Here is a 25,262-nt window from a genome sequence, read left to right as displayed (position 1 = left end):
ACAGGCGGGGGGGGGCGCGCGGGGCGGGGGCGGCGGCGGGGGGGGGGGCGGGGGGGGGGGGCGGGGGGGGCGGGGGGGGGGCGGGGGGGGGGGGGGGGGGGGGGCGCCCCCCCCCCCCCCCCCCCCGCCGCCGATGGCCCGGCTGCGGCGCTGGCCGTCACGCGCGTTGCGATGCTCGTGCAGCTGCGCGGCCCGAACCTGAAGATCGACGAACGGATCGGCCAGCATCTCGGCGAGCGCGGTTACGCGGTGCGACTGATCGACGAGAGCGCGACGCCCGACGCGGCGCGCGATGCCGACCTCGTCGTGATCTCGTCGACGGTGTCGTCGAAGAACGTGCGGCCCGGCTGGCGCACGCTCGACAAGCCGCTCGTCACGTGGGAGAACGACCTGCTCGACGATCTCGCGATGACGGGCAAGCGCCACGACGTCGACTTCGGCGAAACGGGCAAGGAACGCTATCTGTGGCTCGTCAACGCGCCGCATTCGATCTCGGCCGGATTGCCGGCCGGCGTGGCCGACGTGTATGGCAAGCAGGCGCCGATGAGCTGGGGCAGGCCGGGGCTTGGCGCGATCACGATCGCGACCGTGTACGGGCAGCCGGACAAGGCCGCGATTTTCGCGTACGAGAAGGGGGCGACGATGGACTACGAAGCGCTCGCGCCGGCGCGCCGCGTGATGTTCTTCCTCGCCAACGACACGTTCGCGAACCTGTCGCCGGCCGGGCTCGCGCTGTTCGACGCGGCGCTCGACTGGGCGGCGGGGCGGCGCTGATGCAACGCGGCGCGCCGGCATGTGCCGGGCGGGGCGCGCGCAGCGTCGGCGGCGATCGGCATTGAGTGCGAAAATTCGCCCTTCGGCCGGCGCGCGCCGCGCCGCTCACCAGGGAACCCGCATGGACAGTCACATCGCTCCGGTGGCGCTGCAGAAAGCCTACCGTCTCCTCAACCACGGCCCGACCGTGCTCGTGTCGGCTCGCCACGACGGTGTCGACAACGTGATGGCCGCCGCGTGGGCCTGCGCGCTCGATTTCCTGCCGCCGAAGCTGACGGTCGTGCTCGACAAGTCCGCGAAGACGCGCGAGCTCGTCGAGCGCAGCGGCACGTTCGTGATCCAGGTGCCGACGGCCGCGCAACTGCAGCTCACGCATGCGGTCGGCAGCCACAGTCTCGCCGAGCGGCCCGACAAGCTGCGCGACGCGGGCGTCACGCTGTTCGACGTTCAAGGCCACGACCTGCCGTTCGTCGCCGGCTGCTCCGGCTGGCTCGCGTGCAAGCTGATTCCCGAGCCGCACAACCAGCAGACCTACGACCTGTTCATCGGCGAGGTGGTCGGTGCGTGGTCCGACACGCGCGTGTTCCGCGACGGTCACTGGTATTTCGAATCGGCCGATCCGGCGCTGCGCAGCCTGCATTACATCGCGGGCGGCAACTTCTATGCGATCGGCGAATCGCTGCACGTCGATCCGGGCCAGCCGGACCCGCAGTAAGCCGCCGGCAGGTGGTCGGCCGCAGTTCCTGGCGCGCGCCTCACGCGCGCTTTTTCAACGCCGCCAGCATCGCGTCGGCGAACGCCTGCGTGACGCGCGGCAGCGTGCGCCCGCGCTTCACGACGAGCGCGATCGGCCGCACGAACGCGGGATCGTCGATCGGTTTCGCGACGAGGTCGGGCTCGGCGCGCACCTCGCGCGCGGTCGCCGGCAGGATCGTCACGCCGAGCCCGCCGCGCACCATCGCGACGGCCGTCATCATGTAGGTCGGTTCGCACGCGATGTCGGGCGTGCAGCCGGCCGCGTCCAGTGCGGCATCGACCACGCCGCGCACGCTCGTGCCCCGCGCGGTCAGCACGAGCGGCACGGCGGCGACGTCGGCGGTGCGCACGCGCCGCTTGCGCGCGAGCGGATGATCCTTCGGGCACACGGCGACGAGCCGGTCGGCGCCCACGTACAGCACCTCCAGCGACGCATCGAACGCATCGCCGCCCGTCAGGCCGAGATCGGCTTCCTCGTTGCGCACCAGCGCGGTGACGAGGCTCGCGACACCGTCACGAATCTCGAAGCCCGCACGCGGCACGTCGTGCCGGAACGACTGGATCAACTCCGGCAGCAGGCTCGATGCGAAGGTCGGCAGGCACGCGAGCCGCACCGTGCCGCTCGCGCCTTCGCCGAGCGCACGCGCATCGCGCAGCACGCGCTCCATGTCGTCGAGCGAGCGCTGCAGCAGCGGCAGCAGTTCGCGCCCGGTCTGCGTGAGCGCGACGCTCCGGCTGTTGCGGTCGAACAGCCGCGCGCCGACGATTTCCTCGAGCCGCCGGATCTGCACGGTCAGCGCCGGCTGCGACAGGTGCAGCCGCGCGGCCGCACGCGTGAAGTTGCCGGCGTGGGCGACGGTGACGAACGCGCGAATGTCGCGAAGATTCAGATCCATAACGATTCGTGATTGCTGCGATCAAATCATTTCAATTGTGCTATCGCTGCGCCGACCTTACGCTCGTCTCCAACAAAAGACAAGGTAGGAGACACGGATGCTGCCGTTACTCGGGCTTGGCACGATCGTCGTGCTGCTGGCCGCGATTCTGTCGAAGCGGATGTCGCCGCTCGTCGCGCTGATCCTCGTGCCGATCGCGGCGTCGCTGATCGGCGGCTTCGGGCTGCATACGAGCAAATTCGTGATCGACGGGCTGAAGGGCCTCGCGCCCGTGGTCGGGATGTTCGTCTTCGCGATCCTCTATTTCGGGACGATCACCGACGCCGGCACGCTCGATCCGATCATCGACCGCATCCTGCGCGCGGTCGGCACGCGGCCCACGCGCATCGTGATGGGCACGACGCTGCTCGCGCTGCTGATCCATCTCGACGGCTCGGGCGCCGTCTGCTTTCTCGTGACGATTCCCGCGGTGCTGCCGCTGTACGACCGCCTGAAGATGGACCGGCGCGTGCTGGCCGCGGCCGTGTCGATGGCCGCGGGGATCAACTTCCTGCCGTGGACGGGGCCGATGATCCGCGCGTCGGCGTCGCTGCACCTGCCGGTGTCGGCGCTGTTCAATCCGCTGATTCCGGTGCAGGCGATCGGGCTCGTGTTCGTGTTCGGCGTCGCGTACTGGCTCGGGCGGCGCGAGGAGAAGCGGCTTGGCCTGTCGCGCGACGATGCGTCGATTCCGCTGCCGACACGCGAGCTGACGCCCGACGAGCAGGCGCTGCGCCGGCCGCACCTGTTCTGGTTCAACCTGGTGCTGACGCTCGTCGTGCTCGGCACGATGGTCGTGATGGGCGAGAAGATTCCACCCGCGATCATGTTCATGGTCGGGCTGTGCGTCGCGCTGATGGTGAACTACCCGAACGTCGACATGCAGAGGAAGCGCATCGACGCGCACGCGCGCGCGGCGCTGATGATGGCCGGCATCCTGCTCGCGGCCGGGGTGTTTACCGGGATCATGCAGGGCAGCGGAATGCTGAAGGCGATGGCGCAGGCGGCGGTCGGCTTCGTGCCGCCGTCGATGGCCGGCCACATTCCGGTCGCGCTCGGCCTCGCATCGATGCCGCTCAGCATGCTGTTCGATCCCGATTCGTTCTACTTCGGCGTGCTGCCGGTGATCGCGGAGGTGGCCGGCCAGTTCGGCGTGCCGGCCGTGCATGTCGGGCAGGCCGCGTTGCTCGGCCAGATGACGACCGGCTTCCCGGTCAGCCCGCTGACGCCCGCGACGTTCCTCGTCGTCGGCCTGTGCGGGATCGAGTTGGCCGAGCACCAGAAGTTCACGTTCCCGCTGCTGTTCGGCGCCTCGATCGTGATGACGATCGCGTGCGTCGTGCTGGGCGTTTTTTGATTGTTCCCGGCGCGCGCGCCGGATGACGGTACCGACATGACAGCAAAGCCACCACACGAACGGCGCGTGCGCATCGGCGCGGGCGCCGGCTACTCGGGCGACCGGATCGAGCCGGCGGTCGAACTGGCCGAACACGGGCAGCTCGACTATCTCGTCTTCGAATGCCTGGCCGAGCGCACGATCGCGATCGCGCAGCAGGCGCGGCGCAAGGATCCGTCGCTCGGCTACGATCCGCTGCTCGACGCGCGCATGCAGGCCGTGCTGCCGGTGGCCGCGCACAAGCGCGTGCGGATCGTGTCGAACATGGGCGCGGCCAACCCGCGCGCGGCCGCGCGGCGCACCGCGCAGATCGCGCAGTCGCTCGGCCTCGCGGGGCTGAAGGTCGCGGCGGTCGAAGGCGACGACGTGCTCGACGTCGTGCTGCGCGGCGCGTTCCGGTTCGAGGAGTCGGGCGACGAAGTCGCCGCGTATCGCGAGCGCATCGTATCCGCGAACGCGTATCTCGGCGCCGCGCCGATCGTCGATGCGCTCGCGGCCGGCGCGGACGTCGTGCTGACCGGGCGCGTCGCCGATCCGTCGCTGTTCGCCGCGCCGCTGATCCATGCGTTCGGCTGGCGGATGGACGACTGGGACACGCTGGGGGCCGCGACGGTCGTCGGCCATTTGCTCGAATGCGCGGGGCAGGTGACGGGCGGCTATTTCGCCGACCCCGGCTACAAGGACGTGCCGGATCTCGCGCGGCTCGGATTCCCGATCGGCGAGGTCGCGGCCGACGGCTCGGTCGTGATCACCAAGGTGCCGCACGCCGGCGGCCGCGTGAGCGCGGCGACCTGCAAGGAACAGCTGCTGTACGAGATCCACGATCCGGCGCGCTACCTGCAGCCTGACGTCATCGCGGATTTCACGCGCGTGGCTGTCGCGGAGGAGGCGCCGGACCGCGTGCGGGTGACGGGCGGGCGCGGCACCGCGCGCCCCGAGACCCTGAAGGTGTCGGTCGCGTATGTCGACGGCCATATCGGCGAAGGGCAGATCTCGTACGGCGGCCCAGGGGCGCTGGCGCGCGCGCGGCTCGCGCTCGACATCGTCCGCGAGCGGCTCGCGCTGACCGGCGTGGCCGCGACCGAGTTGCGCTTCGATCTGATCGGCGTCGATGCGCTGTACGGCGACGCGACGCCCGCCGTGCGCGGCGAGCCGGCCGAAGTCCGCGTGCGGGTGGCCGGCCGCGCGGCGAGTGCTGCCGAGGCCGCGCGGATCGGCAACGAAGTCGAGACGCTTTATACGAACGGGCCGGCCGGCGGCGGCGGCGCGTTCAAGTCGACGCGCGAGGTGATCGCGGTGCAGTCGGTGCTGCTGCCGCGCGCGGCCGTGACGCCGTCGTTTTCATTCGTGGAGGCCTGATGCAACTGCGTGAACTCGCGCATGCGCGCACCGGCGACAAGGGCAATACGCTGAACGTGTCGGTCATCTGCCGCGATCCGCGTCACTACGAACACCTGCGTGCGCATCTCGATGCGCGGGCGGTGAAGACGTGGCTCGCGGGCATCGTGCACGGCGACGTCGTGCGCTACGAGCTGCCGGCGCTGGCCGCGTTCAACTTCGTGCTGCGCGATGCGCTCGGCGGCGGCGTCACGCGCTCGCTCGCGCTCGACGCGCACGGCAAGTCAGTCAGTTCGGCACTGCTGGCGATCGAGGTGCCGGAGCCGGTGTGACGATGTGACGGTGTGCGCCGCCGACGGGGCGTGCACTCATGGTCACCGTTCACGGTGACGGAATCGGCCGTTCGCGGCGCCCATCCGCGTGCTCGACGCGTTCGCCCGCGAAGCGCAGGCGCCGATAGGCGCGAGTGTCGTGGGCCGAGCCGGCGCATCCCGGATTTTTTTGCATGGTCTGACCAGTCTAACCTCAAGTTGCGTCGCGGCCGGTCGTTAAACCCGTTTGCGTACTCATTGACTGTTCGATAACAACGCGCAACCGGAGATCGCCGTCACCATGCTGTCATCAATTCGCGCCCGGATCGTGGCGACCTGCGTCGCCATCGTCGTCACGGCGCTCGCCGTCACCGGCGGCCTCGTGTACCAGGTCGTCAAGCGACACAACGACGAAACCATCGACCGGAACCTGCAGTCGGTCCTGGCCGGCCACGCGCTGGCGCTCGACGAGTGGGTCGCCAGCCGCGCGCAGCAGACCCAGGCGCTGGCGGATACGCTGGCGATCGGCGAAGGCGATCCGCTGCCGGCACTGACGCTGCTCGGCAAGTCGGGCGGGTTCCAGGTGCTGACGCTCGGCCTGCCGGACCGCACGGCCTTCTCGAACATCCCGCTCGCGCCCGGTTACGATCCGACCGCGCGCCCGTGGTACAAGCAGGCGGTCGAGGCCGGCCGGCTCGTCGTCACCGCGCTGTATCAGGACGCGTCGACCGGCAAGCCGGCTTTTGCATTCGCGGTGCCGATCATGCGCGGCGGCGCGCTGAAGGGCGTGCTGGCGGCGAGTCTCTACATGGAACGCGCGAGCGCGATCGTCGCGTCGATGCACCCGACGCCGGCGAGTTTCGCGTTTCTCGTCGACCGCGGCGGGCGCCTCATCGCGGGCGCGAAAACCGACCTGATCATGAAACCGGCCGTGCAGCTGTCACCGGAACTGACGACCGAGCGTCTCACGAGCCTGCAGAGCGCGAGCGAGCCGGTGGCGATCGCGGTGGACGGCGTGACCAAGCTGCTGCGCGCGCGACCGATCGCCGGCACCGACTGGTCGCTCGTGATGGCGCTCGACCGGTCGGACGTGACGGCCGGCATGCGGGCCGTCGCGACGACGACGCTGGTGGCCATCGTCATCGTGGCCTGTATCGCGGCCGCGCTCGTCGGTGCGCTGACGAATGCGGCATTCAAGCGCGTGCTGCTGGTGCGCGATGCGCTGACCGACGTCGCCAGCGGCAGCGGCGACCTGACGAAGCGGCTGCGGGCGGACGGCAACGACGAGGCTGCGCAGATCGCGCGCGCGTTCAACCTGTTTGCGGAAAAGATTTCGGCGATCCTGCTGCAGATCCGCGGGTTCAGCGAGTCCGTGAGCGTGGCGAGCGCGGAGATCGCGCAGGGCAACCAGGACCTGTCGGGTCGCACCGAGCATGCGGCGTCGAGCCTCCAGGAAACCGCGGCAGCGCTCGAGGAGATTGCCGGCACGGCGCGTAACTCGGCCGATGCGGCGACCCAGGTGAACCGGCTCGCGGAGTCGGCGTCGGGCGTCGCGATGCGCGGCGGCGAGGTGGTGAGCCAGGTGGTCGCGACGATGGGCGAGATCACGGCGGCCTCGAACGAAATCTCGAACATCATCGGCGTGATCGACGGCATCGCGTTCCAGACCAACATCCTCGCATTGAATGCGGCCGTCGAGGCGGCGCGCGCGAACGAGCACGGGCGAGGCTTCGCGGTCGTCGCGGGCGAGGTGCGCACGCTCGCGCAACGCAGCGCGCAGGCCGCCAAGGAAATCAAGCAGCTGATCCAGGCGTCCGTCGACAAGATCGAGGGCGGGTCGGGGCTCGTGCACACGGCGGGCGCCACGATGGACGAGATCGTCGAGGGCGTGCGCGGCATCACGAGCGTGATCGCGGAAATGACGGTTGCTGCGAACGAGCAGAGCACCGGCCTCGCGCAGGTGAACCAGGCGGTGTCGCAGCTCGATCACTCGACGCAGCAGAACGCGGCGCTCGTCGAGGAGTCCGCCGCGGCCGCGGCGCTGTTGCGCGAGCAGGCGGCGCAGCTCGCGCAAATGGTCGGCGAATTCAAGCTGGCGAAGCCGCAAACGGCCGATACCGCGCCGGTGTGACGCGGCGCGCGCCGGGCCAGTAGTGCTGCGCGCTTGCGATGCCGCGCCGTGCGTGTACGCTACGGCCTCGCGGGCATCGCCCGCGCGTGCGGCAGGGGCCGCGCGCATCGACCGGATCCTGGAATGAAGAACGAGATCGTCACGCCGGCCGGCGTGAAGGGCGCGGTCATGCGCCGTGGCCGGTTCGCGGCGACGCTCGCCGCACTGTCCGCCCTCGCGGCGTTCACCGCGCTCGTCGCAACATCGCCGGCCCATGCCGCCGAGCCGGCGCATCCCGAGCGTCAGCTGCAAAAGTTCATCCACGACACCTACGGCAAGTGGCGCACCGATCGCAAGGGCTGGCAGTCGGACGCGGGTGATTTCATTTACGCGTCGTGCGGATCGCTGCGCGTCGCGACGGCCGACGGCCCGCGCACGCTGCTCGCGATGTGCGGCGAGACCGAGGACGCCGTGCAGAACGGGATGCCGGGGATGGATTCCGATGCGACGCCGGGCACCATCGACCTGTACGTGCTTCGGCCTTCGCAGGACGGGACGACGCTCGAACCGGCGCTGAAGAAGACAGGCATCGCGTCCGGCGGACGCGGCGAGCCGGGCACGGTGAGCATCCAGCGGCTCGGGCCGCACCTGTTCGGTTTCGTCCTCGGCAACAGCGACTCGCGGCAAGGCTATACGCAAAGCATGCGCTCGATCTGGCTGCCGTACGGCGACGCGCTGGTGCCGGCGGCGGCGCGCATCGACGAAGCGCTCGACAATGCGGAATCGACCGAATGCGCGAACGATCCGGCGCGCTGCGAGGAACGCCGTTTCGCGATCGCGCCGGACACGAGCGTCAACGATAGCGTCTATCCGCTGATCGTGACCGAGACCGGCACGCGCGGCAATCGCGCGATTCACGCGCGCCATACGGTGAAGTTCGACGCGGCGCGCGGCCGCTACATCGTGCCGAAGGCCGTGCGCGACGGGTATTGAGCGGTCCGTGTGCGGAACCGCGGATCCGGGCGGCGTCGCGCCGCCCGCCCGTCACACGTACACGTAGCGCACGAGGTGGAAGAACACCGGCGCCGCGAAGCAGATCGAGTCGACGCGATCGAGCATCCCGCCGTGGCCCGCGATCATCGAGCCCCAGTCCTTGGTGCCGAGCGAGCGCTTCACGGCCGACAGCACGAGGCCGCCGACGAAGCCCGCGATCACGATCGCGAGCGAGATCCCGGACGCCGCGCCGAAGCTGAACGGCGTCACGCGATACAGCGACGCGCCGCACAGCGTGGCGAGCAGGCCGCCGCCGATGAAGCCTTCGACCGTCTTCGACGGCGACAGGCGCGGCGCGATCTTGCGTCGCCCGCACAGCTTGCCGACCACGTACTGCAGCACGTCGCTGATCTGCACGACGAACAGGAAGAAGAACAGCAGCAGCGCGTTCTGCCCCGTGTAGCGCGGAATGTCGAGGATCAGCACGGCCGGCGCATGGCTCAGCCCGTACACGCAGACCATCAGCGCCCAGTTGATCTTCGCGTTGCGGCTCAGGAATTCGCGCGTGTCCTGCGTGAGCGCCGACACCAGCGACATCGCGAAGAACAGGTGCACCGGCACGAAGATCGAGTACATCCCGTACCAGTTGATTGCGAGCAGCAGGTACTGCACCGGAATCGCGATGAAGAACGCGATGAAGAGCGTCGTATGGTCGCTAGCGGTGGTCGGCGTGAGCGTGATGAATTCGCGCAGCGTCAGGTACGACAGCAGCGCGAACACCAGATACGTGACGTTGTTGCCGAGGCTAATCGCGATGACCATGATCGCGATCATCGCCCACCACGCACGGATGCGCTGGTTCAGGTTGACGACGGTCGCGCTGGCGCCGCCGCTGCGCGCGCCGAGGATCGCGCCGATCACCGTCGCGAGCAGCAGCACGCCGGTGACGCCCGCGACCAGTTCCCAGAAGAGAGTTCGCATGAAGAGGTCCGGAAAAGGGAGAGGAGGGCGCCGCGATCAGCCGGCCGGCCGCTGCGGCGGCGCGAGCGCGACGATCGCGTCGCGCATGCGGGTGAGGAAGGTTGGCTTGTCTTCACTGGCGCCGAGCGCGTCGTTCGCACCGAAGTGCACCTTGCAGATCAGCGGCACGGGCCAGATCGCGCCCTTCGGCATGATGCGCTGCAGGTTCTCGAGATAGACCGGCACGAGCGCGACGTCCGGAAATTCCGTCGCGAGATGGAACAGGCCGCTCTTGAATGGCTGCGGCAAGACGTCGGCGCCGCGCGTGCCTTCCGGGAAGATGATGATCGAGTGGCCTTGCCGCAGCGCGTCGCGCACCGGATCCAGAGGATTGCCGCTGTTTTCGCGATGACGGTCGATCAGCACGACGTTCAGCAGCTTCTGCGCGATATGGCGCTTCAGGTCGCTGCTGTCCCAGTAGTCGCGCGCGGCGACCGGCCGCACGACCGCGCGCACGTCGCGCGGCAGCGCGGCGAGGATCGCGAGCGTGTCGATGTGGCTCGTGTGGTTCGAGAAGTAGATCTTCTGCGTCGGCGACGGCGGTGCCTGATGCCAGACCGGATACGCGCCGGCGACGAGCCGGACGATCGACAGCAGGAAATCGCGCTGCCAGACGTTCAGGATGTTCATCGGCGCTGCGCCTCCTGCCTGCACGCCCGCGCGGCCGCGCATGCGCGGCAGGCGGAATCCCGGAATGTCGGCGCGGCAGGATGCGCACCGGACGGCCATTGTTTAAGTTTTTTCACATTCGTGGCTGCCTGTCGCAGGGCCGCGATAATCGGACGATGCGCCGGCGGACGTCGCGGCGCGGTCGCCGGTCGGCGGCGTGATAATCGGCTGTTGCACGAGCGCCCGTTTGCAGTTCGAATGGATCTTGCTGCGATCGGGCCAGCGGATTATCGCGAGTTTCCGTCAAAAACGCCAGATTGCCCGGTGCGGCGCCGGCGGCGTGCTGCTTGACGCGTCCGGGCTGCTCGGCGACGATGACGACCACCTGTCGAAAGCCGTCGATGCCGACGGTTGCGCCGCCCGGGGCATGGCGGCTGGAAACGTGTCCGAATGAGCAGAACCAATAAAACGATGAGCCTCTACGCACTCAAACCGAAATTCCAGAACCGTCTGCGTCCGTTCGCGGATTCGCTTGCCGAACGCGGCGTCACCGCCAACCAGGTCACGTTGTTCGCGGCCGGCGGCTCGATCGTCGTCGGCGCGCTCGCGGGGCTCGGCGTGTTCGCCCGCGTGCTGTTCCTGCTGATCCCGATCTGGCTGTTCGCGCGGATGGCGCTCAACGCGATCGACGGCATGCTCGCCCGCGAACACGGGCAGAAGAGCACGCTCGGCGCGTACCTGAACGAGCTCGGCGACGTCGTGTCCGATGTCGCGCTCGTGCTGCCGTTCCTCGCGATTCCCGCGTTTGCTCCGGCAGACGTCTGGCTGTTCGCGCTGACGGCGGTCATCGTCGAATGCGCGGGGCTGATCGGCCCGCTCGCCGGTGCGACGCGCCGCTACGACGGCCCGTTCGGCAAAAGCGACCGCGCGCTCGCGCTCGGCGCGTTCGCGCTGTGGATCGGCTTCGGCCTGCCGGTCGGCAGCGTCGCCGCGTGGCTGTGGCGCGTGCTGATCGTGCTGTCGATCGTGACGGTGGTGCGGCGCGTGCAGGCCGGGGTCGCCGAAGCGGGCGGCTGACGGCCAGGGATGGGCCGGCGCCTGAGGGCGGCGCCGCATGATTCGAACAACGAAACGAGAGAAACGCATGAGCGCACGCACGGCCCGCGAGGCTGACTTCATCACGCACGACGGCGAAACGCTGTTCTATCGACACTGGTCCGCGACGGGCCCGCGCTGCCGCGGCGCGATCGTGCTGCTGCATCGCGGCCACGAACATTCGGCGCGCGTCGCGCACCTCGTCGACGAGCTCGACCTGCCGGACTTCGCGTTCTTCGCATGGGATGCGCGCGGCCACGGCCGCTCACCCGGCGCGCGCGGCTACAGCCCGAGCGCGGCCGCGTCGGTGCGCGACCTGCAGATCTTCGTCGAGCATATCCGCGACACGCACGGCATCGCGATCGAGGACATCGCCGTGGTCGGGCAGAGCGTCGGCGCGGTGCTCGCGGCCACCTGGGTACACGATTACGCGCCGCCGATCCGCTGCCTCGTGGTCGCGTCGCCGGCGTTCCACATCAAGCTCTACGTGCCGTTCGCGCGGCCGGGGCTGCGGCTGATGCACAAGCTGCGCGGGCTGTTCTACGTGAACAGCTACGTGAAACCGAAATTCCTCACGCACGACCCCGAACGGATCGCGAGCTATGCGGCCGATCCCCTGATCACGCGGCCGATCGCCGTCAACATGCTGCTCGACCTGCACGACACCGCGAAGCGGATCGTCGCCGATGCGGCCGCGATCACCGTGCCGACGCAGCTGCTGATCTCGGGCGCCGACTGGGTCGTCCATCGCGGCCCGCAGGACCGCTTCTTCGAGCGGCTCGGCGCCGTGCGCAAGGAGCGCATCGTGCTGCCCGGCTTCTATCACGACACGCTCGGCGAGCGCGACCGCGCGCAGGCGCTCGCGCCGCTGCGCACGTTCGTGCTGCGCGAGTTCGATACGCCGAGCCCGCGCGTGTCGCTGGCCGACGCCGACCGGCGCGGCGCGTTCCACGACGAATACGCGGCGCTCGGCCGGCCGCCCGCGAACCCGTTCGCCCGCGCGTACTGGGCGATCACGCGGGCGGGGCTGAAGGCCGGCGGCGCGCTGTCGGACGGCATCGCGCTCGGGTTGCGGCTCGGCTTCGATTCGGGCTCGACGCTCGACTACGTGTATCGCAACAGCGCGCAGGGCCGGCTCGGCGTGGGCGCGCTGATCGACCGCACCTATCTCGATTCGCCGGGCTGGGTCGGCATCCGTCAGCGCAAGGTGCATCTGCAGGAGCTGATCGGCGCGGCGATCGGCCGGCTGCGCGGCCACGGCGAACCCGTGCGGATCGTCGACATCGCGGCCGGGCACGGACGCTATGTGCTCGACGCGATCGCGACGGCCGCCGAACGCGACGGCGCGGCGCCCGACGACATCACGCTGCGCGACTACAGCCCGCCGAACGTCGAAGCCGGACGCGTGCTGATCGCGCAGCGCGGCCTCGAGCCGATTGCGCGCTTCGAGCGCGGCGACGCGTTCGACGAGGCGTCGCTCGCGACGCTCGAGCCGCGCCCGACGCTCGCGATCGTGTCGGGGCTGTATGAACTGTTCGGCGAGAACGCGCTGATCGAGCGCTCGCTGCGCGGGCTTGCGCAGGCGGTGCCGCCCGGCGGCTATCTCGTCTATACAGGGCAGCCGTGGCATCCGCAGCTCGAATTCATCGCGCGTGCGCTGAACAATCACCGCGGCGACGCGACCTGGGTGATGCGCCGCCGCTCGCAGGCCGAGATGGACGAGCTCGTCGCGCGCGCCGGTTTCCGCAAGCTCGACCAGCGCATCGACGAGATGGGCATCTTCACGGTGAGCCTCGCGCAGCGGGTCGACGCGTCGTGAGCGCGCTCGGCGGCGGCGCGGGCGGCGGTCTGGCCGAGCCGGCGGCCGGCGCGCGCGATGCGTCGTTCGCGCTGCGCGTCGGCTGGCTCGCGGCGATGGGCGCGGTGTTCTTCTCCACCTACGGCTTCGCGAACTGGCTCGCCGCGCGCCGCGCCGAGGTGCCGACCTTCGCGTTCGGCTGGGAGCACGGGATTCCGTTCGTGCCGTGGACCATCGTGCCGTACTGGTCGATCGACCTGCTGTACGCGCTGTCGTTCTTCTTCTGGACCCGCCGCGACGATCTGCTCGATCACGTGAAGCGGCTGTTGACCGTGCAGTTGATCTCGGTCGCATGCTTCATTGCATGGCCGCTGCGCTTCGGCTTCGAGCGGCCCGATGCGGGCGGCGTGGCCGGCGCGCTGTTCACGCTGCTGATGGGGTTCGACAAGCCGTTCAACCAGGCGCCGTCGCTGCACATCGGCCTGCTCGTCGTGTTGTGGGCCGTCTATGCGAAGCATCTGCGCGGCACGGCCGCGCGCATCGTGCTGCACACGTGGTTCGCGGCGATCGGCGTGTCGGTGCTGACGACTTACCAGCATCACTCGATCGACGTGCCGACCGGTGCGGCTGTCGGCTGTCTCGCGCTGTTCCTGTTTCCGTTGCGTGACGCCGCGGGGCGGTTGCCGGGTGCGGCCGCTTCCCCGTCCACCGCCGGCCGCGCGCTGGCGCGCCGCTACGCGCTCGGCGCGGCGCTGGTCGCGCTCGCGGCGCTTTACTGCGTGTCGCGTGCGCCGGGCCTGGCGCTGGCGGCCGGGTGGGGGGCGCTGGCGCTCGCGTGCGTCGCGCGGATCTATTGGCGCGGCGCGCCCGGCGCGTTCCAGAAGGACGACGCGGGCCGCTTGCCGATGTCTGTGCGCTGGCTGCTCGCGCCGACGATCGCCGGGGCGTTCGTCAATTCGCGGTGGTGGACGTTCCGGCAGCCGGCGCCGGTGCGGATCGACGAGCGCGTGTCGATCGGCCGCACGCCGACCACGCGCGAGGTGCGGCGCCACGGCTTCACGGCGCTCGTCGACCTGACGGCCGAGATGCCGCGCTGGGCCGCGGCCGACGCGTCTCTCGCGTATGCGGCGGTGCCGCAACTCGACCTCGTCGCGCCCACGCCCGCGCAGCTCGCGGCGGCCGTCGCGGCACTCGAACGCCTGCATGCCGAAGGGCGCGACGTGCTGGTCTGCTGCGCGCTCGGCTACGGGCGCAGCGTGTTGTGCGCGGCCGCGTGGCTCGCCGCGCGGCGGGGGCTCGGCGATGCGCGCGACGCGCTCGCGGCGGTACGGGCGGTGCGGCCGCGCGCGGTATGGTCGGACGACGGCGTGGCCGTGCTGCAGGACTGGATCGACCGCCGCCGCGTGACGGGAGGGTCATGATGCGCGACCCATCTGCTCCGTTCCGGATCGCTGCCGCGCGCGGTGCGCTCGATGCGGGCGCGTGGGCGATCGCGGCCGCGTTGGCCGCGGCCGGTGCCGGCTGGTGGATCGCGTCGGGCTGGGCGCCGGCGACGATCACGCGCGTGCTGTTGGCCGTGGTCAGCACCGGGTCGGGGATTGCCGCGCTGTGGTACGCGGTGCGCATCGAGATCGACCGGCGGCTGTTCGCCGCGCTGGCGCGGGCGGCGTCGTGCGATGCGTCGGTCGACGACGGGCTCGCCGCGCTCGATCGCGCGCTTGCCGAGCTCGGCTGGATCGATGCAGGGAAGGCCGGACGCGCGCTCGACGAGCGCGTGCGCGGCGCGGTCGGGCTGTGCCGTGCCGCCGTGCTGGTCGCGATCGTGCAGTGGATCCTGGTCGGGCTGGCGATCGCGGTGCCGCAGGTCGGTTAGCCGTGCGTGCGCGGCGGCGGGTGCTACCGAGCGATAGCCATGTATGGACGAGGGTGCGAGTCAGGTAGCGATTGCCGAATCAAAACTAAAATACGAAATATCGGCAATATTTACCCGTCAATGGCTGCATTGAACCGGACGATATTCAAAGACTGTCGGCTAATCGAATTTATTGTGAAAGGTATTTATAATATCGACTCGGCAGAAATCCCGCCTTAATACAATCAAGGGCATGCTGCATGGGCCATACCGCACTTTATAAGACGTTGCGTCTGGGCGACGCGCAATACAATCGGCTTGTCAAACTGGATACGCCACTCGGCGTCGACTGGTTACTGCCTCTGTACGTTAAAGGAACGGCCAGATTAGGACGCGATTATGAATTCGTGATCGACGTCGTGTCGCCGCGCGGTGGCCAGATCGAACTCAAAGCGCTGCTCGCCAAGCCGGTGACGCTCTGGATTCAGCAGGTCGACGGTACGTACATGCCGATTCACGGTTACGTTCACCGCTTCAGCCGGCTGGGATCCGACGGGCCCCTCACGTACTACAAGCTGGCCTTTTCCTCGTGGCTTTACTTCCTGTGCCTGCGTCGCGACATGCGCGACTGGCAGGAGCAGAACGGCGAACAGATTCTCACCGACGTATTCAACGAGCATGCGCAGGCACGCGGAGCGTTCCGCTTCGACCTGCATGGTGCGTTACCGTCGTATTCGAATCGCGTGCAATGGGAATACGATCTGAATTTCGTCCACCGGAGCATGGAAGAGGTGGGTGTATTTCCCTACTTCGAACAAGCGGACGACGGCCGATCCCACACGATGGTCGTGACGGACGACGCCTATTTCGTTCCGGCGCTCAGGCAACCGGTCGTCGAGTTCGGCCGCATGGAAATTGGCGGCGAGCTGGACGGATTCGCTCAATGGAAGGAGCAGCTTCAGATCGAGAGTGCGCAACTGACGTCGCGCTCGTTCGACTACAAGCGGCCCGATCTTCCCCGGCAAGTTCAAGGCGTGACCGACGTCCACGGCAATTTGCCGACGGACGGCGAGGTCTACGACTATCCGGGTGCCTATATGTGGTCCGATCGGGAGCAGGGCGAACGCCTCGCGCGGATTCGCCTCGAAGAGAAGATGTCGCGAATGAAACGCTTTCACGGTGTGGGCGGCTTGCGCTGCGCGATGCCCGGAAGGCGTTTCGAACTTCGCGGTCACCCGGTTCATGATGCGGGCAACCAAGCTGATCGAGAGTTCGTGCTGCTTGGAGTCGACTGGTTGATATGCAACAACGTGCCGGGTCTCGATGGTGTGGAGGCCTTTCCCGACGGGCTGGCTGCCGAGGTTTCCGAGGCGAAGGCCGGAGCGACCGTGCGTCATGCAGACGGCAGCGAAGGCTTCTTTCAGGTGAAGGTCGAGGCACAGCCGCGCAACGTTCCGTTTCGCAGTCCGTTCGAGCACAAGAAGCCGGTCATGCAGTTGCAGAACGCGATCGTTGCCGGGCCGGGTGGTGAAGAGGTGTACACCGACTCGCTGAATCGCGTGAAGGTGTGGTTTCACTGGAACCGCCGCAATGACCAGGACGAACGCGCGTCATGTTGGGTGCGGCCGACTTTTCTCGATGCCGGTGCGAACCGCGGCGGCATCCAGCCACTGCGCAAGGGCGATGAAGTCGTCGTCGGTTTCATGGAAGGCGATTGCGACCGACCCGTCATCATAGCGAGGATGTACGGGGGCGCGACCCAACCGGTGTGGCACTCGAACGGACTGCTGTCGGGCTACCGGTCGCGCGAGTATGGCGGGACGGGCTACAACCAGCTCGTCATGGACGACTCCACGCAGCAGAATCGCGTTCACCTCTATTCCAGCAGCTATCAGTCGCATCTGCATCTCGGCTACCTGATCCAGCATACGGACAATGCACGCGGCGCATTCCTCGGCAATGGCTTCGATCTCAAATCGGACGCGTATGGCGCCATTCGTGCGGGGCAGGGGCTGTTCGTTTCGACGCATTCGGCAACGGCTCAGCAGCCTCTGAACGTGACTGCCGCGACCGAGCAATTGGCGAGTGCGGAGAGCGTGGTGGAACTGACGTCCCAGGCGAGTGCGGCAAATCAGGCCGAGAGCCTGGACGAGGGGCACGACGCACTGAAGCGATTCACCGATGCGACGCAGTACAACGTGGCGGGTGGCGCAGGCAGCGGCGGGCGAACGGGAGGTGGCGGCACGGGTAGCGCAAACGGGTTCTCGACGCCGATCATGCTGATCGCGAGCCCCGCGGGCGTGGGCGTGTCGACGCAGGACTCGGCGCAGCTCACGGCGAACCAGCAAGTCAATATCGTCAGCGGCAGAAGTACCCACGTCGCAGCCGGGAAATCGCTGATCGCGAGTGTGATGGAAAAGATCAGCCTGTTTGCTCAGAACGCGGGGATCAAGCTCTTCGCCTCCAAGGGGAAGGTCGAGATTCAGGCGCAGAGCGATGAGATGAAGCTTGCGGCGCTCAACGACGTGACGATCACGAGTTCGAGCGGGCGTGTCGTGATCTCCGCGGAAAAGGAGATCTGGATCGGTGCCGGCGGCTCCTATATCAAGATCGCGCCCGACCTGATCGAGAACGGAACGAGCGGCCAGATCCTCGAGAAATGTGCATCGTGGGACAAGCCCGGCGCATCATCGATGCGCCTGCCGTCGCCGATTGCGAGCGTACAGAAAGGTTGCGCTTGGAAGACGGCGTCGGCGGCGGCCGACAGTGCGTCGAGCGTCGTGCTGGAGTAATCGTGATGAATACTCCGAACAATCGTGTCGCGGATCGTCCAGGCAGCCTGGATGCATCGAGCGAGAGCGCAGTGATCGATGCAACCGCCAGTGTGCTGCACGCCTATTTCGACAAGCATCCTGAAATGCGATGTCTTCTGGTTGTCGATCCGTCGCAGCGTGACTTGCCGTCCGACGACGGATCGGCATTCAGCGATCTGAAGCGCATGATCGTGACGATCGCGCACGACGGATTTCCGGCTGAACAGCAGCCTTACCTCGTTGAACTGGATTTGCTGTCGCCGGCAGGCGCCATGCTGCTGAAGGAAAGCGTGCGGCTCGCATTCGAAGACCGGCGTCCCGCATCGATGGCGCAGGGCCTCGGACAGCGGATCGGCGGATGGTTGGCGAGTACTGCTTCCGCTGACGAAGTCGCCGGACACTGGTCGACGCAAGTGTTGCAGTACGACGAGCGCGGACGACTGTGTGCGCTGCGCTTTTACGATACGCGCGCGTTGGGTTTGATCTGGCCGCTATTGACCGAGCAACAGCAGCAGGCGCTACTCGGGCCGGTGACTGTCTGGCATGCGCTCGACGTGTGCGCGAAACCGCGAGCGTATGGCCGTGGCGTTGGATCGAGCCGGGCGTGTTCGCTCACGGCGGCGCAATGGCCGGAGGTGCATCGCCACGGCCTCGTCAACCGCGCGCTCGCATTGCACGCGTTGGCGGCAGGCCATCAGCCGACGCCTGCGGAAGTGGAGGCGGCCGTTGCCGCTGCGGCGCGGGCGGAGCAACACGGGCTGCAGGATCGGGACGACCTGATCGCGTTCATCGGACACGCACTTGACTGGCATCCGCAGTTCGACCGGCATCCCGAGATTGAGAAGGTGTTGAAGGAATTTTCGCCCGACGATTTTTATACTGCGGCGATCGGCCACCTTCAGCCTGACGACATCGATGAAATTCGACAAGGGGCGTGGTACGGAGAGGCGGCATCTCTATCCAACCCGCAACGCCGACCGAGCCCCGACACGAGATACGAATAAAAGAAATGGCGACCACTGAACGAGAATGCGCGAATTGCCAGAAGACCGGGCTGCCGATCCTGCCTGTCCGCTATACCGTTTTGCCGAATAAGGTTCCGGCAAAACTGCCGGACGGCATTGGCGGGAAAGGCATCACTGACGTTCCGCTGACGACGCACCGTTACGGGCTGCGCACCCTCCGCGATGGATGGGTGTACCTGTATTACGTCCAGAGTGCCCGAGGCCCCAAGCGGTGGGAGGTGTACAAGGTGACGGCAGACGGGCGCCTGTGGAAACAATCGCGTCCGCTGCCTGACGAACCGTCCACGCATCCTGCGTGCGCCCAGTGCGCGATTGCGGTGCCGATGGACTTGATCGCGATCGAGCGTCCGGAAAAATGCACGGACCGTGTCTACATCGCATTTTCCGAGCACGCATGGGTCGAGGATACGTTCAAGCGATACGAGCAAAATCCGGCATTGCTCGAACAGCGCATGCAATGGATCGAGCCGTCCAAATGGATCAACGGCGGCAACGACCCGAAGAAGCATGCGGTCGTTGCAACCCGCCAGCGTATCGATGATGTCGTCGAGTACATGCCTGCTCTGGACCCCAAACTGCTCGTTCCGCAGGACCAGCGGTTGACCGACGAGACCGGCGCTTATGACCCGAAGCTGATGGGACGGGAGTCGACCCGCTACCCGCTGCATATTCGACAGGCGTCGCCATTGTCGACGAGCGAAGCGCTGGTCAAGCTGATGAACACGATCGGCTCGACCGGGAAGGGGCAATCTCATCCGCCCATGATGCTCGCGTTGTGGGACGGCATCGGCAACGTTCACGAACTGAACGATTTTCGTAACGATGCAGGCAGCATGTTGTCGCTGTACGTGAAAGAGCAGGGCCGGCAAATCGACGCGATGCTCTCGATCGATGCGGCCGAGGTTGCCGTGCGCAACGGTGCGGTTGCGTTCAAGAGCCGCATGCGCTCCGCACTGCGGGCCGGTTGGGAAGGCATGCTGAACAACCCCGGCGCGATGGACGGCATTCCAAGCTATGCCGTCGTCTCGCCCGAGCAGCAGGCGGCATCGGACCGGCGGATCGAGCAAGCGGGCGTGATCAGCCCCGAAGAAGCGAAGACGATCGGCGATGCCGAGTGGCCCAAGTACGAGGGCAAACTGAATCTGCGCAAGCTCGGCGCCTTCCGGCCATGGTTCGCGTCCGTTCAGGATGCGGTCAAGGCAATTCAGGCGCGCCGTACACCCGACGTGAAGGCATGGCTGAAGGCGCCCACGTTCATCGCCGCGCTGCACGACTATCACGAAGAAAACGCGGACGACGGACGGGCGTTCGAGAAAGTCGTGATCGAGGCGATCAACGGATTGCCGTCGGAGGATCGTGGTGCGGCCGTGGTCGAGGAACTGGTCAACAACATGGATCCGACTTTGCCGACCAGTCTCGTGTGGCGTGCGTTCGCCTACAACCAGAAGCAACCGAAGGCCGAGATCAAGCAGTTGCTGGCCCAGGCGATTGCGAACAAGACGACCAAGACCGACACGGTCAGCGACATCGCCGACAAGGTCAGCAAGGTTCTGGAGCAGGTGAAGAACTTCGTCGATTTCCGGGACAAGATGCAGGAGGTACATGAGCATCAGAGTCCGATATCGGTGTCGGAAAAGTATTTGAAAAGCCTTCAGGGCGATGCACTCGTCATCACGATGGGCAATGCACTGTTCAAATGGACGGGGCTTGGCGTTCTCGGCGATTGCGCCGGTACGTTCATGATTCGCGGTGCGCTGATGTTGCGCATCGGCATCAGCAAGGCGGACACGATCGATCTCGTTAGGCAGGCGATCAAGGTCGAACCTGAGTTGCGTATGAGGTTGCAGCAGGGATATCGGACGTTGCGCAGTCAGGGCGTCGCGGCGAAAGACGCGTTCGTCAGGACGATTCAGTCGCTCGCCGAACACGAAGGCGGACAACTCTATCGGGCGAAATGGAATGCGGTCAAGTTGACGCAGGAAGGCAAGGCGGTCAATCTCGGTGTGCGGATCGGCGGCACGCTGGCCGTGATCGAGTTGCTGAGCTTCGGTTGCGCGCTTGCGAAGGCGGACAAGAAGGGCGAAGACTATGCGATGTTGGTGGCGGGGGGATTCTCGTCGATGTCCGCTTGCCTGCAGGCTTCGACGAAGCTGATGACGGGATTGTCGAAGGACGCGGCGCGGACGTTGAGCAATCTGAAGGCGATTACCGGGTATTTTGGCGGGGCGTCTTCGATGATTGGGATGGTGCTGGATCTTGGTAAATTGTATGAAAGCGCCCAACAAAGGAAATACTCGTCGATGTCCATGTATTTTATTAAGGGGACGCTGGGATTTGGTGTGACGGCTGCAAACTTCCTTACCGCATTAACATCGTCGGCTCCATTGATTGTTCGGATTACGGGAGGGCGCGGTGCCGTATTTATTGGGAAAGTGGGTGCCGGCATCGCGGGGGCTACCGCTCGTTCGGGTGCAATGGCCGCGGGTAGGGCGGTAGGCTTGGAGGCGGCTAATGAAATTGGTATGAAAGCAATTGGAACGGTAGCCGGGGAAGCTGGAATTATCGTCACAGAACGGGCAGGACTTTTGGTGGTCGGCCGCGTAGTGCTGTTCCTCGCGGGGTGGGAGGTAGCCGTGGCTTTGGTGGTGTTGCAGCTTTTGATTTCATATTTTTCGGATAACGGATTACAAACGTGGTTCGAGAAGTGTGTGTTCGGTAAAGGGCAGGATAGTCCGCCATGGGCAACGGACAAGCAACATGATGAATTCGAGAAAGCCCTTGCTGATATGGGTTTGAAGTCCGATCGCTAAACTCTATGAATATGGATAAAAGCAAAATGCCTTCTACGGTTCTATTGCGTGGGCGTATTGAGAATCTTCGAAAAACCAGAGGAAATCACGATTTCGTTTTTGGAGATGCGGACCGTGCCAAGATGGGTGCAACGGCAATTGCGGCCGGCTTGGTTGGCTTGGGCGGGGTTGCGGTCGGTTTGGGTGGTATGGCAATGGATACTACTGAGGAGGCGGATTTTCTCGAATTCGATCTCGAAGGGAAATCTGTTAAAGCATGGGTTTGGTGGTCAATATTTTCAGCAGGTGACGAGGTCGAGGTTGTCGCTGAACGTTGGGATAATTCGTGGCAAGCTTTTGGAATCCGTAGAATCTCGGACAAAATTGTTGCCCTTCATCCGCATTGTAGTCGGGGGCGTTATGCGCACTATCGAGCGTCGTTCAAATGGGGAGGCATATTTCTCGCGTCGGCACTGGCCGTGGCATATTTTATAATTGCTTGTTTTGCGATCTTCAAAGGTGGAGCTCCAATCGATAGTTTGCTTATAGGGTGCGCACTGGGGAGCCTGGGAACTGCTGCAATTTTCTCGCTGATCACTTATCGTGTTTCGCGAAAAATGATGGGTTTTGTTCGGTTAGCCGAGGGAATCTTCGAGGGCTTCGGCTGGAAGAATGTTAAAAACATCGATCTCCCGGCCATCACGAAGAAGAATAAGCAACCAGGCGAGCCGGGCGCATTGGGGGTGCTGTATTTCCGCTACTAACTTCATATCACGACCGCAGTCTCAGTTGCTGCGCGGGCGCCTCTGCAACCTTCGCAAGACTCGCTGCAGTCAAGACTTCTTCTTTAGCGATGCGGACCGCGCCAAGATGGGCGCGACCGCGATTGCTGCTGGCGTGGCCGGCCTAGGCACTGTTGCAGTCGGGTTGAGTGGTATGGCGATGGACACTACTGAGGAAGCAGATTTGCTTGAATTTGATCTTAATGGTGATTCGATCAGGGCCTGGGTGTGGTGGTCGATATTTTCGGAAGGTGATGAAGTAGAGGTTGTTGCAGAGCGTTTCGGTGGTACGTGGCAGGCGTTTGGTATACGGCGACTCTCGGATAAAATCGTTGCACTTCATCCGCATTGTAGTAGAGGTCGCTTTGCACATTATCGTGCGTCGTTTAAGTGGGGCGGGATCTTTTTTGTGTCGGCAATGGCTGTACTATATTTTATATCGGCATGTTTTTTGATATTGAGGGGTGGAATGCCGGTTGAAAATCTTCTTATATCGATTTCGCTGGGAACTCTGGTGTCGGCGCTGGGTTATGGGTTCATTACTTATCGCGTTGCCCGTAAGATGATGGGCTTCGTTCGCCTGGCCGAAGGAATCTTTGAAGGATTCTGCTGGAAGGACGTCAAAAATATCGATCTCCCGGCCATCACGAAGAAGGATAAGAAACCCGGCGACCCTGCCGCACTGGGCATCCTGTATTTCCGCTACTGACAAGCACCCGGATCACGTTACGAGCAAGGAATCGAATTCATGATGAACCTCATCCGTGTCGGCGACGACACCGACCACGGCGGCAAGGTAATCACAGGTTCGTCGAAGATGCGCTTCGACGGCCGATTCGTGGCGCGCAAGGGCGACGAAGTGACGTGTCCGCAGCATCCCGAGATCAAACCGAACCTGATCGTTGAGGGCGACGAATCGATGACTGACGATGGCATCCCGATTGCCCGGCACGGCCATCGCGCGACTTGTGGATGTTGTTTGATTTCGAGCCTCGTCTGATCGGCATAGGTGACCGGCGAACGTTCCACGAGACGTGTCGCACCGCGAGGTCAGACGAGCGGCGTCGCTCCCGGTCGCGGCGCACAGCGGCGAATTTCCCTGCCGTTGTTGGCGGACATGACGACAAGCTGCACGAAGTTGGTTGCCGACATATGTGCAGTGAAAAAACGCTCCATCACACCGACGAACGCATTCAGACTCGTTGCGGCGAACGCCTGTTCGTCCACGGTCAGCGTCACCTCCAGGCCGCGTACAAAGCTCGGCATCGGCTCTCCCGACAGCCAGAGTTGCTTGACGCGATGACCCAGGTTCGTCAATCCATCGATCAGGCTCGCGTGCCTGCCCGACTGCAGCGCAAATTGGCGGAGCAGACGTTTCAATTCCGCAAGCCCCGAGCGGGTCAGTTCGATCGAATGCGGCGCGAGTTGTGCGATGAGTCGCCATACGGCGTCGCCTTCTTGCGATAGATGGGCAACCGCGGTGGGCGCGTCGAGCATGTCGATGCGCGACACGATTGCGCCTTGTTCGTTGACGAGATCACCATTCGGCGCACTCGCCCGTATCGTCCGGGGGAGATCGCCGTTCGTGCATGTCATGTTCGCGGTGATCTGCTCGATCCCGGTGTCGGACGCAGGGCGACCATCGAGTCCCACCAGACTGATCGCAGCCTCAACTTTTCCCGAAGAAGACGTCGCCGCGCGTTGGGCGGAAACCCAGTAGGGGCCGGTCGGGCTGCCGACACCGCCATGCATGAGCGACGTGAACGGCGGAATGACAGCCGCCCTCGACACGCCAGTCGTGGCGCGTACCGTGTCGACCGACCAGATCGCAACTTGCGCCGCATCGGTGTTCTGCGACTGCACCGGATACGTGCCGGTCAGCGAGTCTCGTTTGAGCGGCACCGACGTTAGCCGGAACAGATTGATGATCGGGGTGCAGAAGAGCTTCAGGTTTTCTGCCGACAAGGCGCCCAGCCGCTGGGCTTCCCGCGAGTCCGGATGTACGCCGCGGATGGCGAGGTGCAGCGTCAGTTTGTGATCCGGGCCTGTTGCATCGGTCAGCGCACCGAGATCGACGTCAACGAAATCGAACTTCTTCGAGTATGCGAAGTATTCGCCGAGCAATCGCAGGGCCGGCGCTCCGTCGTCCTCCTCGATCAGCCGCTCGGTGTCGTCATAGCCTACCGGTGCAAGCGGCGAAGCGTGCAATGCGGTCCAGCGCTGTTGCGTGTCTTCGACGAACGCTGCCGCGGTCCGCATTGTCATCGAATCGAGGATCGTGGCGACGACTTCGTCAGCACCGTGGATATGGACACGCAGCGGACTCGGGATGGACGCGATACGAAAATCAGGCCGCGTAACCGCGAAAGTGATCGAGAGGAGACCGGATGTGCTCGGTGGCAATACCGCATAAGACGGAACGCTGGTTGCCGGCCCGTACCGCGCGTGCTCGATGCGTATGGGCGCAAGCGTAACGTCGTAGACGGTACGGAAGCGGCAGTCCTCCGCTTTGCTCGAGAGTTCGGTGTTGCGGCGAATCGACGACGGTTCGGTCAGCTTGTCGAACACGTCGCCGATGTCGAACCGGGCAATCGTACATGCCGGGACCGGTCGCAGGTATTGCGGGCACAGCATGCCTGCCAGCGACGTGGTGAATTCGGGATACTCGTCACTGAGCCGAGTGCCGATATTCGCGGCAAGAAGAGCGAATGACTGCAGCATTCGCTCGATATGCGGATCTTCAGAGCGGTCTCCGTTGATCCCGAGACGGACGGCAATTTTGGGATAGCGCGCCGAGAAGGAGGCAATTGATGCGCGCAGCAGGCCAAGCTCTCGTTCGTAGTGCGGAAGCAGATGATCCATTGCG

The 25,262-nt window shown here is 65.5% G+C and carries 22 protein-coding genes; 18 read left to right on the top strand and 4 right to left on the bottom strand.

All coding sequences use genetic code 11. The annotated features are described in order from the left end of the window. A partial coding sequence (locus ACVK00_RS33905; RefSeq protein ID WP_456826989.1) for a hypothetical protein occupies positions 1–774 on the top strand: 774 nt, incomplete at its 5' end. 121 nt (positions 775–895) lie between these two features. Beyond that, a complete protein-coding gene (locus tag ACVK00_RS33900) occupies positions 896–1,489 on the top strand; it encodes a flavin reductase family protein (protein ID WP_284898079.1) in 594 nt (197 codons plus the stop codon). A gap of 40 nt (positions 1,490–1,529) precedes the next feature. Here ACVK00_RS33900 and ACVK00_RS33895 read toward each other — a convergent pair whose 3' ends face one another. After that, positions 1,530–2,426, bottom strand: a complete 897-nt coding sequence (locus ACVK00_RS33895) for a LysR family transcriptional regulator (RefSeq protein ID WP_011656565.1) — start codon at positions 2,424–2,426, stop codon at positions 1,530–1,532. Between the two features lie 97 nt (positions 2,427–2,523). Here ACVK00_RS33895 and ACVK00_RS33890 point away from each other — a divergent pair, with 97 nt between their 5' ends. The 5 genes from ACVK00_RS33890 (at position 2,524) to ACVK00_RS33870 (ending at position 8,613) form a co-directional block, all read left to right on the top strand. Beyond that, complete coding sequence (locus ACVK00_RS33890) at positions 2,524–3,822, top strand: CitMHS family transporter (RefSeq protein ID WP_284898083.1); 1,299 nt, start codon at positions 2,524–2,526, stop codon at positions 3,820–3,822. A 36-nt stretch (positions 3,823–3,858) separates the two neighbouring features. Further along, positions 3,859–5,220 (top strand): acyclic terpene utilization AtuA family protein, encoded by a 1,362-nt coding sequence (locus ACVK00_RS33885; protein WP_284898085.1) that lies wholly within the window; start codon positions 3,859–3,861, stop codon positions 5,218–5,220. Further along, positions 5,220–5,531, top strand: coding sequence for an AtuA-related protein (locus tag ACVK00_RS33880; RefSeq protein ID WP_012363621.1), 312 nt, complete (start codon positions 5,220–5,222; stop codon positions 5,529–5,531). The genes ACVK00_RS33885 and ACVK00_RS33880 overlap by 1 nt, the downstream gene beginning before the upstream one ends. A gap of 280 nt (positions 5,532–5,811) precedes the next feature. Further along, on the top strand, positions 5,812–7,641 hold the full coding sequence (locus ACVK00_RS33875) for a methyl-accepting chemotaxis protein (protein WP_284898088.1): 1,830 nt from the start codon (positions 5,812–5,814) through the stop codon (positions 7,639–7,641). Between the two features lie 123 nt (positions 7,642–7,764). Beyond that, positions 7,765–8,613 carry a topoisomerase IV gene (locus ACVK00_RS33870; protein ID WP_284898089.1) on the top strand — a complete coding sequence of 283 codons (849 nt, stop codon included), beginning with the start codon at positions 7,765–7,767 and terminating at the stop codon, positions 8,611–8,613. A 51-nt stretch (positions 8,614–8,664) separates the two neighbouring features. Here ACVK00_RS33870 and ACVK00_RS33865 read toward each other — a convergent pair whose 3' ends face one another. Together ACVK00_RS33865 and ACVK00_RS33860 are read right to left on the bottom strand one after the other, a co-directional pair. After that, positions 8,665–9,594, bottom strand: a complete 930-nt coding sequence (locus ACVK00_RS33865) for a phosphatidate cytidylyltransferase (RefSeq protein WP_284898091.1) — start codon at positions 9,592–9,594, stop codon at positions 8,665–8,667. Between the two features lie 36 nt (positions 9,595–9,630). Next, positions 9,631–10,263, bottom strand: a complete 633-nt coding sequence (locus tag ACVK00_RS33860; RefSeq protein ID WP_228907326.1) for a lysophospholipid acyltransferase family protein — start codon at positions 10,261–10,263, stop codon at positions 9,631–9,633. Between the two features lie 226 nt (positions 10,264–10,489). Here ACVK00_RS33860 and ACVK00_RS33855 point away from each other — a divergent pair, with 226 nt between their 5' ends. From ACVK00_RS33855 to ACVK00_RS33805, 11 genes are all read left to right on the top strand, one after another. Then, positions 10,490–10,696, top strand: coding sequence for a hypothetical protein (locus ACVK00_RS33855; protein WP_228907327.1), 207 nt, complete (start codon positions 10,490–10,492; stop codon positions 10,694–10,696). A gap of 17 nt (positions 10,697–10,713) precedes the next feature. Continuing rightward, the gene (locus ACVK00_RS33850; protein WP_228907616.1) at positions 10,714–11,319 is read left to right on the top strand and encodes a CDP-alcohol phosphatidyltransferase family protein; all 606 of its coding nucleotides are present in this window, start codon (positions 10,714–10,716) and stop codon (positions 11,317–11,319) included. 67 nt (positions 11,320–11,386) lie between these two features. Next, positions 11,387–13,156, top strand: coding sequence for a bifunctional alpha/beta hydrolase/class I SAM-dependent methyltransferase (locus ACVK00_RS33845; protein ID WP_284898094.1), 1,770 nt, complete (start codon positions 11,387–11,389; stop codon positions 13,154–13,156). Continuing rightward, positions 13,153–14,556, top strand: coding sequence for a phosphatase PAP2/dual specificity phosphatase family protein (locus ACVK00_RS33840; RefSeq protein WP_284898096.1), 1,404 nt, complete (start codon positions 13,153–13,155; stop codon positions 14,554–14,556). The genes ACVK00_RS33845 and ACVK00_RS33840 overlap by 4 nt, the downstream gene beginning before the upstream one ends. Next, complete coding sequence (locus ACVK00_RS33835; protein WP_284898151.1) at positions 14,556–15,008, top strand: hypothetical protein; 453 nt, start codon at positions 14,556–14,558, stop codon at positions 15,006–15,008. Before ACVK00_RS33840 ends, ACVK00_RS33835 begins: the two co-directional genes overlap by 1 nt. Positions 15,009–15,247: 239 nt before the next feature. After that, complete coding sequence (locus tag ACVK00_RS33830) at positions 15,248–17,779, top strand: type VI secretion system Vgr family protein (RefSeq protein WP_284898099.1); 2,532 nt, start codon at positions 15,248–15,250, stop codon at positions 17,777–17,779. 5 nt (positions 17,780–17,784) lie between these two features. Next, a complete protein-coding gene (locus tag ACVK00_RS33825) occupies positions 17,785–18,804 on the top strand; it encodes a DUF4123 domain-containing protein (protein ID WP_284898101.1) in 1,020 nt (339 codons plus the stop codon). A gap of 5 nt (positions 18,805–18,809) precedes the next feature. After that, the gene (locus tag ACVK00_RS33820) at positions 18,810–21,635 is read left to right on the top strand and encodes a T6SS effector BTH_I2691 family protein (RefSeq protein ID WP_284898103.1); all 2,826 of its coding nucleotides are present in this window, start codon (positions 18,810–18,812) and stop codon (positions 21,633–21,635) included. Positions 21,636–21,640: 5 nt separating this feature from the next. Next, positions 21,641–22,378 (top strand): putative type VI secretion system effector, encoded by a 738-nt coding sequence (locus ACVK00_RS33815; protein ID WP_284898106.1) that lies wholly within the window; start codon positions 21,641–21,643, stop codon positions 22,376–22,378. A gap of 25 nt (positions 22,379–22,403) precedes the next feature. Then, positions 22,404–23,105 (top strand): putative type VI secretion system effector, encoded by a 702-nt coding sequence (locus ACVK00_RS33810; protein WP_435521222.1) that lies wholly within the window; start codon positions 22,404–22,406, stop codon positions 23,103–23,105. A 39-nt stretch (positions 23,106–23,144) separates the two neighbouring features. Beyond that, on the top strand, positions 23,145–23,396 hold the full coding sequence (locus ACVK00_RS33805) for a PAAR domain-containing protein (protein WP_138847887.1): 252 nt from the start codon (positions 23,145–23,147) through the stop codon (positions 23,394–23,396). A gap of 50 nt (positions 23,397–23,446) precedes the next feature. Here ACVK00_RS33805 and tssF read toward each other — a convergent pair whose 3' ends face one another. Then, positions 23,447–25,258 (bottom strand): type VI secretion system baseplate subunit TssF, encoded by a 1,812-nt coding sequence (gene tssF, locus ACVK00_RS33800; RefSeq protein ID WP_354122954.1) that lies wholly within the window; start codon positions 25,256–25,258, stop codon positions 23,447–23,449. Positions 25,259–25,262: the final 4 nt, after the last annotated feature.

This window comes from Burkholderia sp. PvR073, from assembly GCF_054055695.1.
Note: the sequence above shows the minus strand (reverse complement) of the source record. Positions and strands in the feature narration are given on the sequence as shown.

Coding starts and splice junctions, on each gene's coding strand:
- ACVK00_RS33880 (WP_012363621.1), top strand. CDS start 5,220: ATGCAACTGCGTGAACTCGCGCATGCGCGCACCGGCGACAAGGGCAAT.
- ACVK00_RS33885 (WP_284898085.1), top strand. CDS start 3,859: ATGACAGCAAAGCCACCACACGAACGGCGCGTGCGCATCGGCGCGGGC.
- ACVK00_RS33900 (WP_284898079.1), top strand. CDS start 896: ATGGACAGTCACATCGCTCCGGTGGCGCTGCAGAAAGCCTACCGTCTC.
- tssF (WP_354122954.1), bottom strand. CDS start 25,258: ATGGATCATCTGCTTCCGCACTACGAACGAGAGCTTGGCCTGCTGCGC.
- ACVK00_RS33830 (WP_284898099.1), top strand. CDS start 15,248: ATGGGCCATACCGCACTTTATAAGACGTTGCGTCTGGGCGACGCGCAA.
- ACVK00_RS33865 (WP_284898091.1), bottom strand. CDS start 9,594: ATGCGAACTCTCTTCTGGGAACTGGTCGCGGGCGTCACCGGCGTGCTG.
- ACVK00_RS33825 (WP_284898101.1), top strand. CDS start 17,785: ATGAATACTCCGAACAATCGTGTCGCGGATCGTCCAGGCAGCCTGGAT.
- ACVK00_RS33850 (WP_228907616.1), top strand. CDS start 10,714: ATGAGCCTCTACGCACTCAAACCGAAATTCCAGAACCGTCTGCGTCCG.
- ACVK00_RS33860 (WP_228907326.1), bottom strand. CDS start 10,263: ATGAACATCCTGAACGTCTGGCAGCGCGATTTCCTGCTGTCGATCGTC.
- ACVK00_RS33895 (WP_011656565.1), bottom strand. CDS start 2,426: ATGGATCTGAATCTTCGCGACATTCGCGCGTTCGTCACCGTCGCCCAC.
- ACVK00_RS33805 (WP_138847887.1), top strand. CDS start 23,145: ATGATGAACCTCATCCGTGTCGGCGACGACACCGACCACGGCGGCAAG.
- ACVK00_RS33835 (WP_284898151.1), top strand. CDS start 14,556: ATGCGCGACCCATCTGCTCCGTTCCGGATCGCTGCCGCGCGCGGTGCG.
- ACVK00_RS33820 (WP_284898103.1), top strand. CDS start 18,810: ATGGCGACCACTGAACGAGAATGCGCGAATTGCCAGAAGACCGGGCTG.
- ACVK00_RS33875 (WP_284898088.1), top strand. CDS start 5,812: ATGCTGTCATCAATTCGCGCCCGGATCGTGGCGACCTGCGTCGCCATC.
- ACVK00_RS33845 (WP_284898094.1), top strand. CDS start 11,387: ATGAGCGCACGCACGGCCCGCGAGGCTGACTTCATCACGCACGACGGC.
- ACVK00_RS33890 (WP_284898083.1), top strand. CDS start 2,524: ATGCTGCCGTTACTCGGGCTTGGCACGATCGTCGTGCTGCTGGCCGCG.
- ACVK00_RS33815 (WP_284898106.1), top strand. CDS start 21,641: ATGAATATGGATAAAAGCAAAATGCCTTCTACGGTTCTATTGCGTGGG.
- ACVK00_RS33870 (WP_284898089.1), top strand. CDS start 7,765: ATGAAGAACGAGATCGTCACGCCGGCCGGCGTGAAGGGCGCGGTCATG.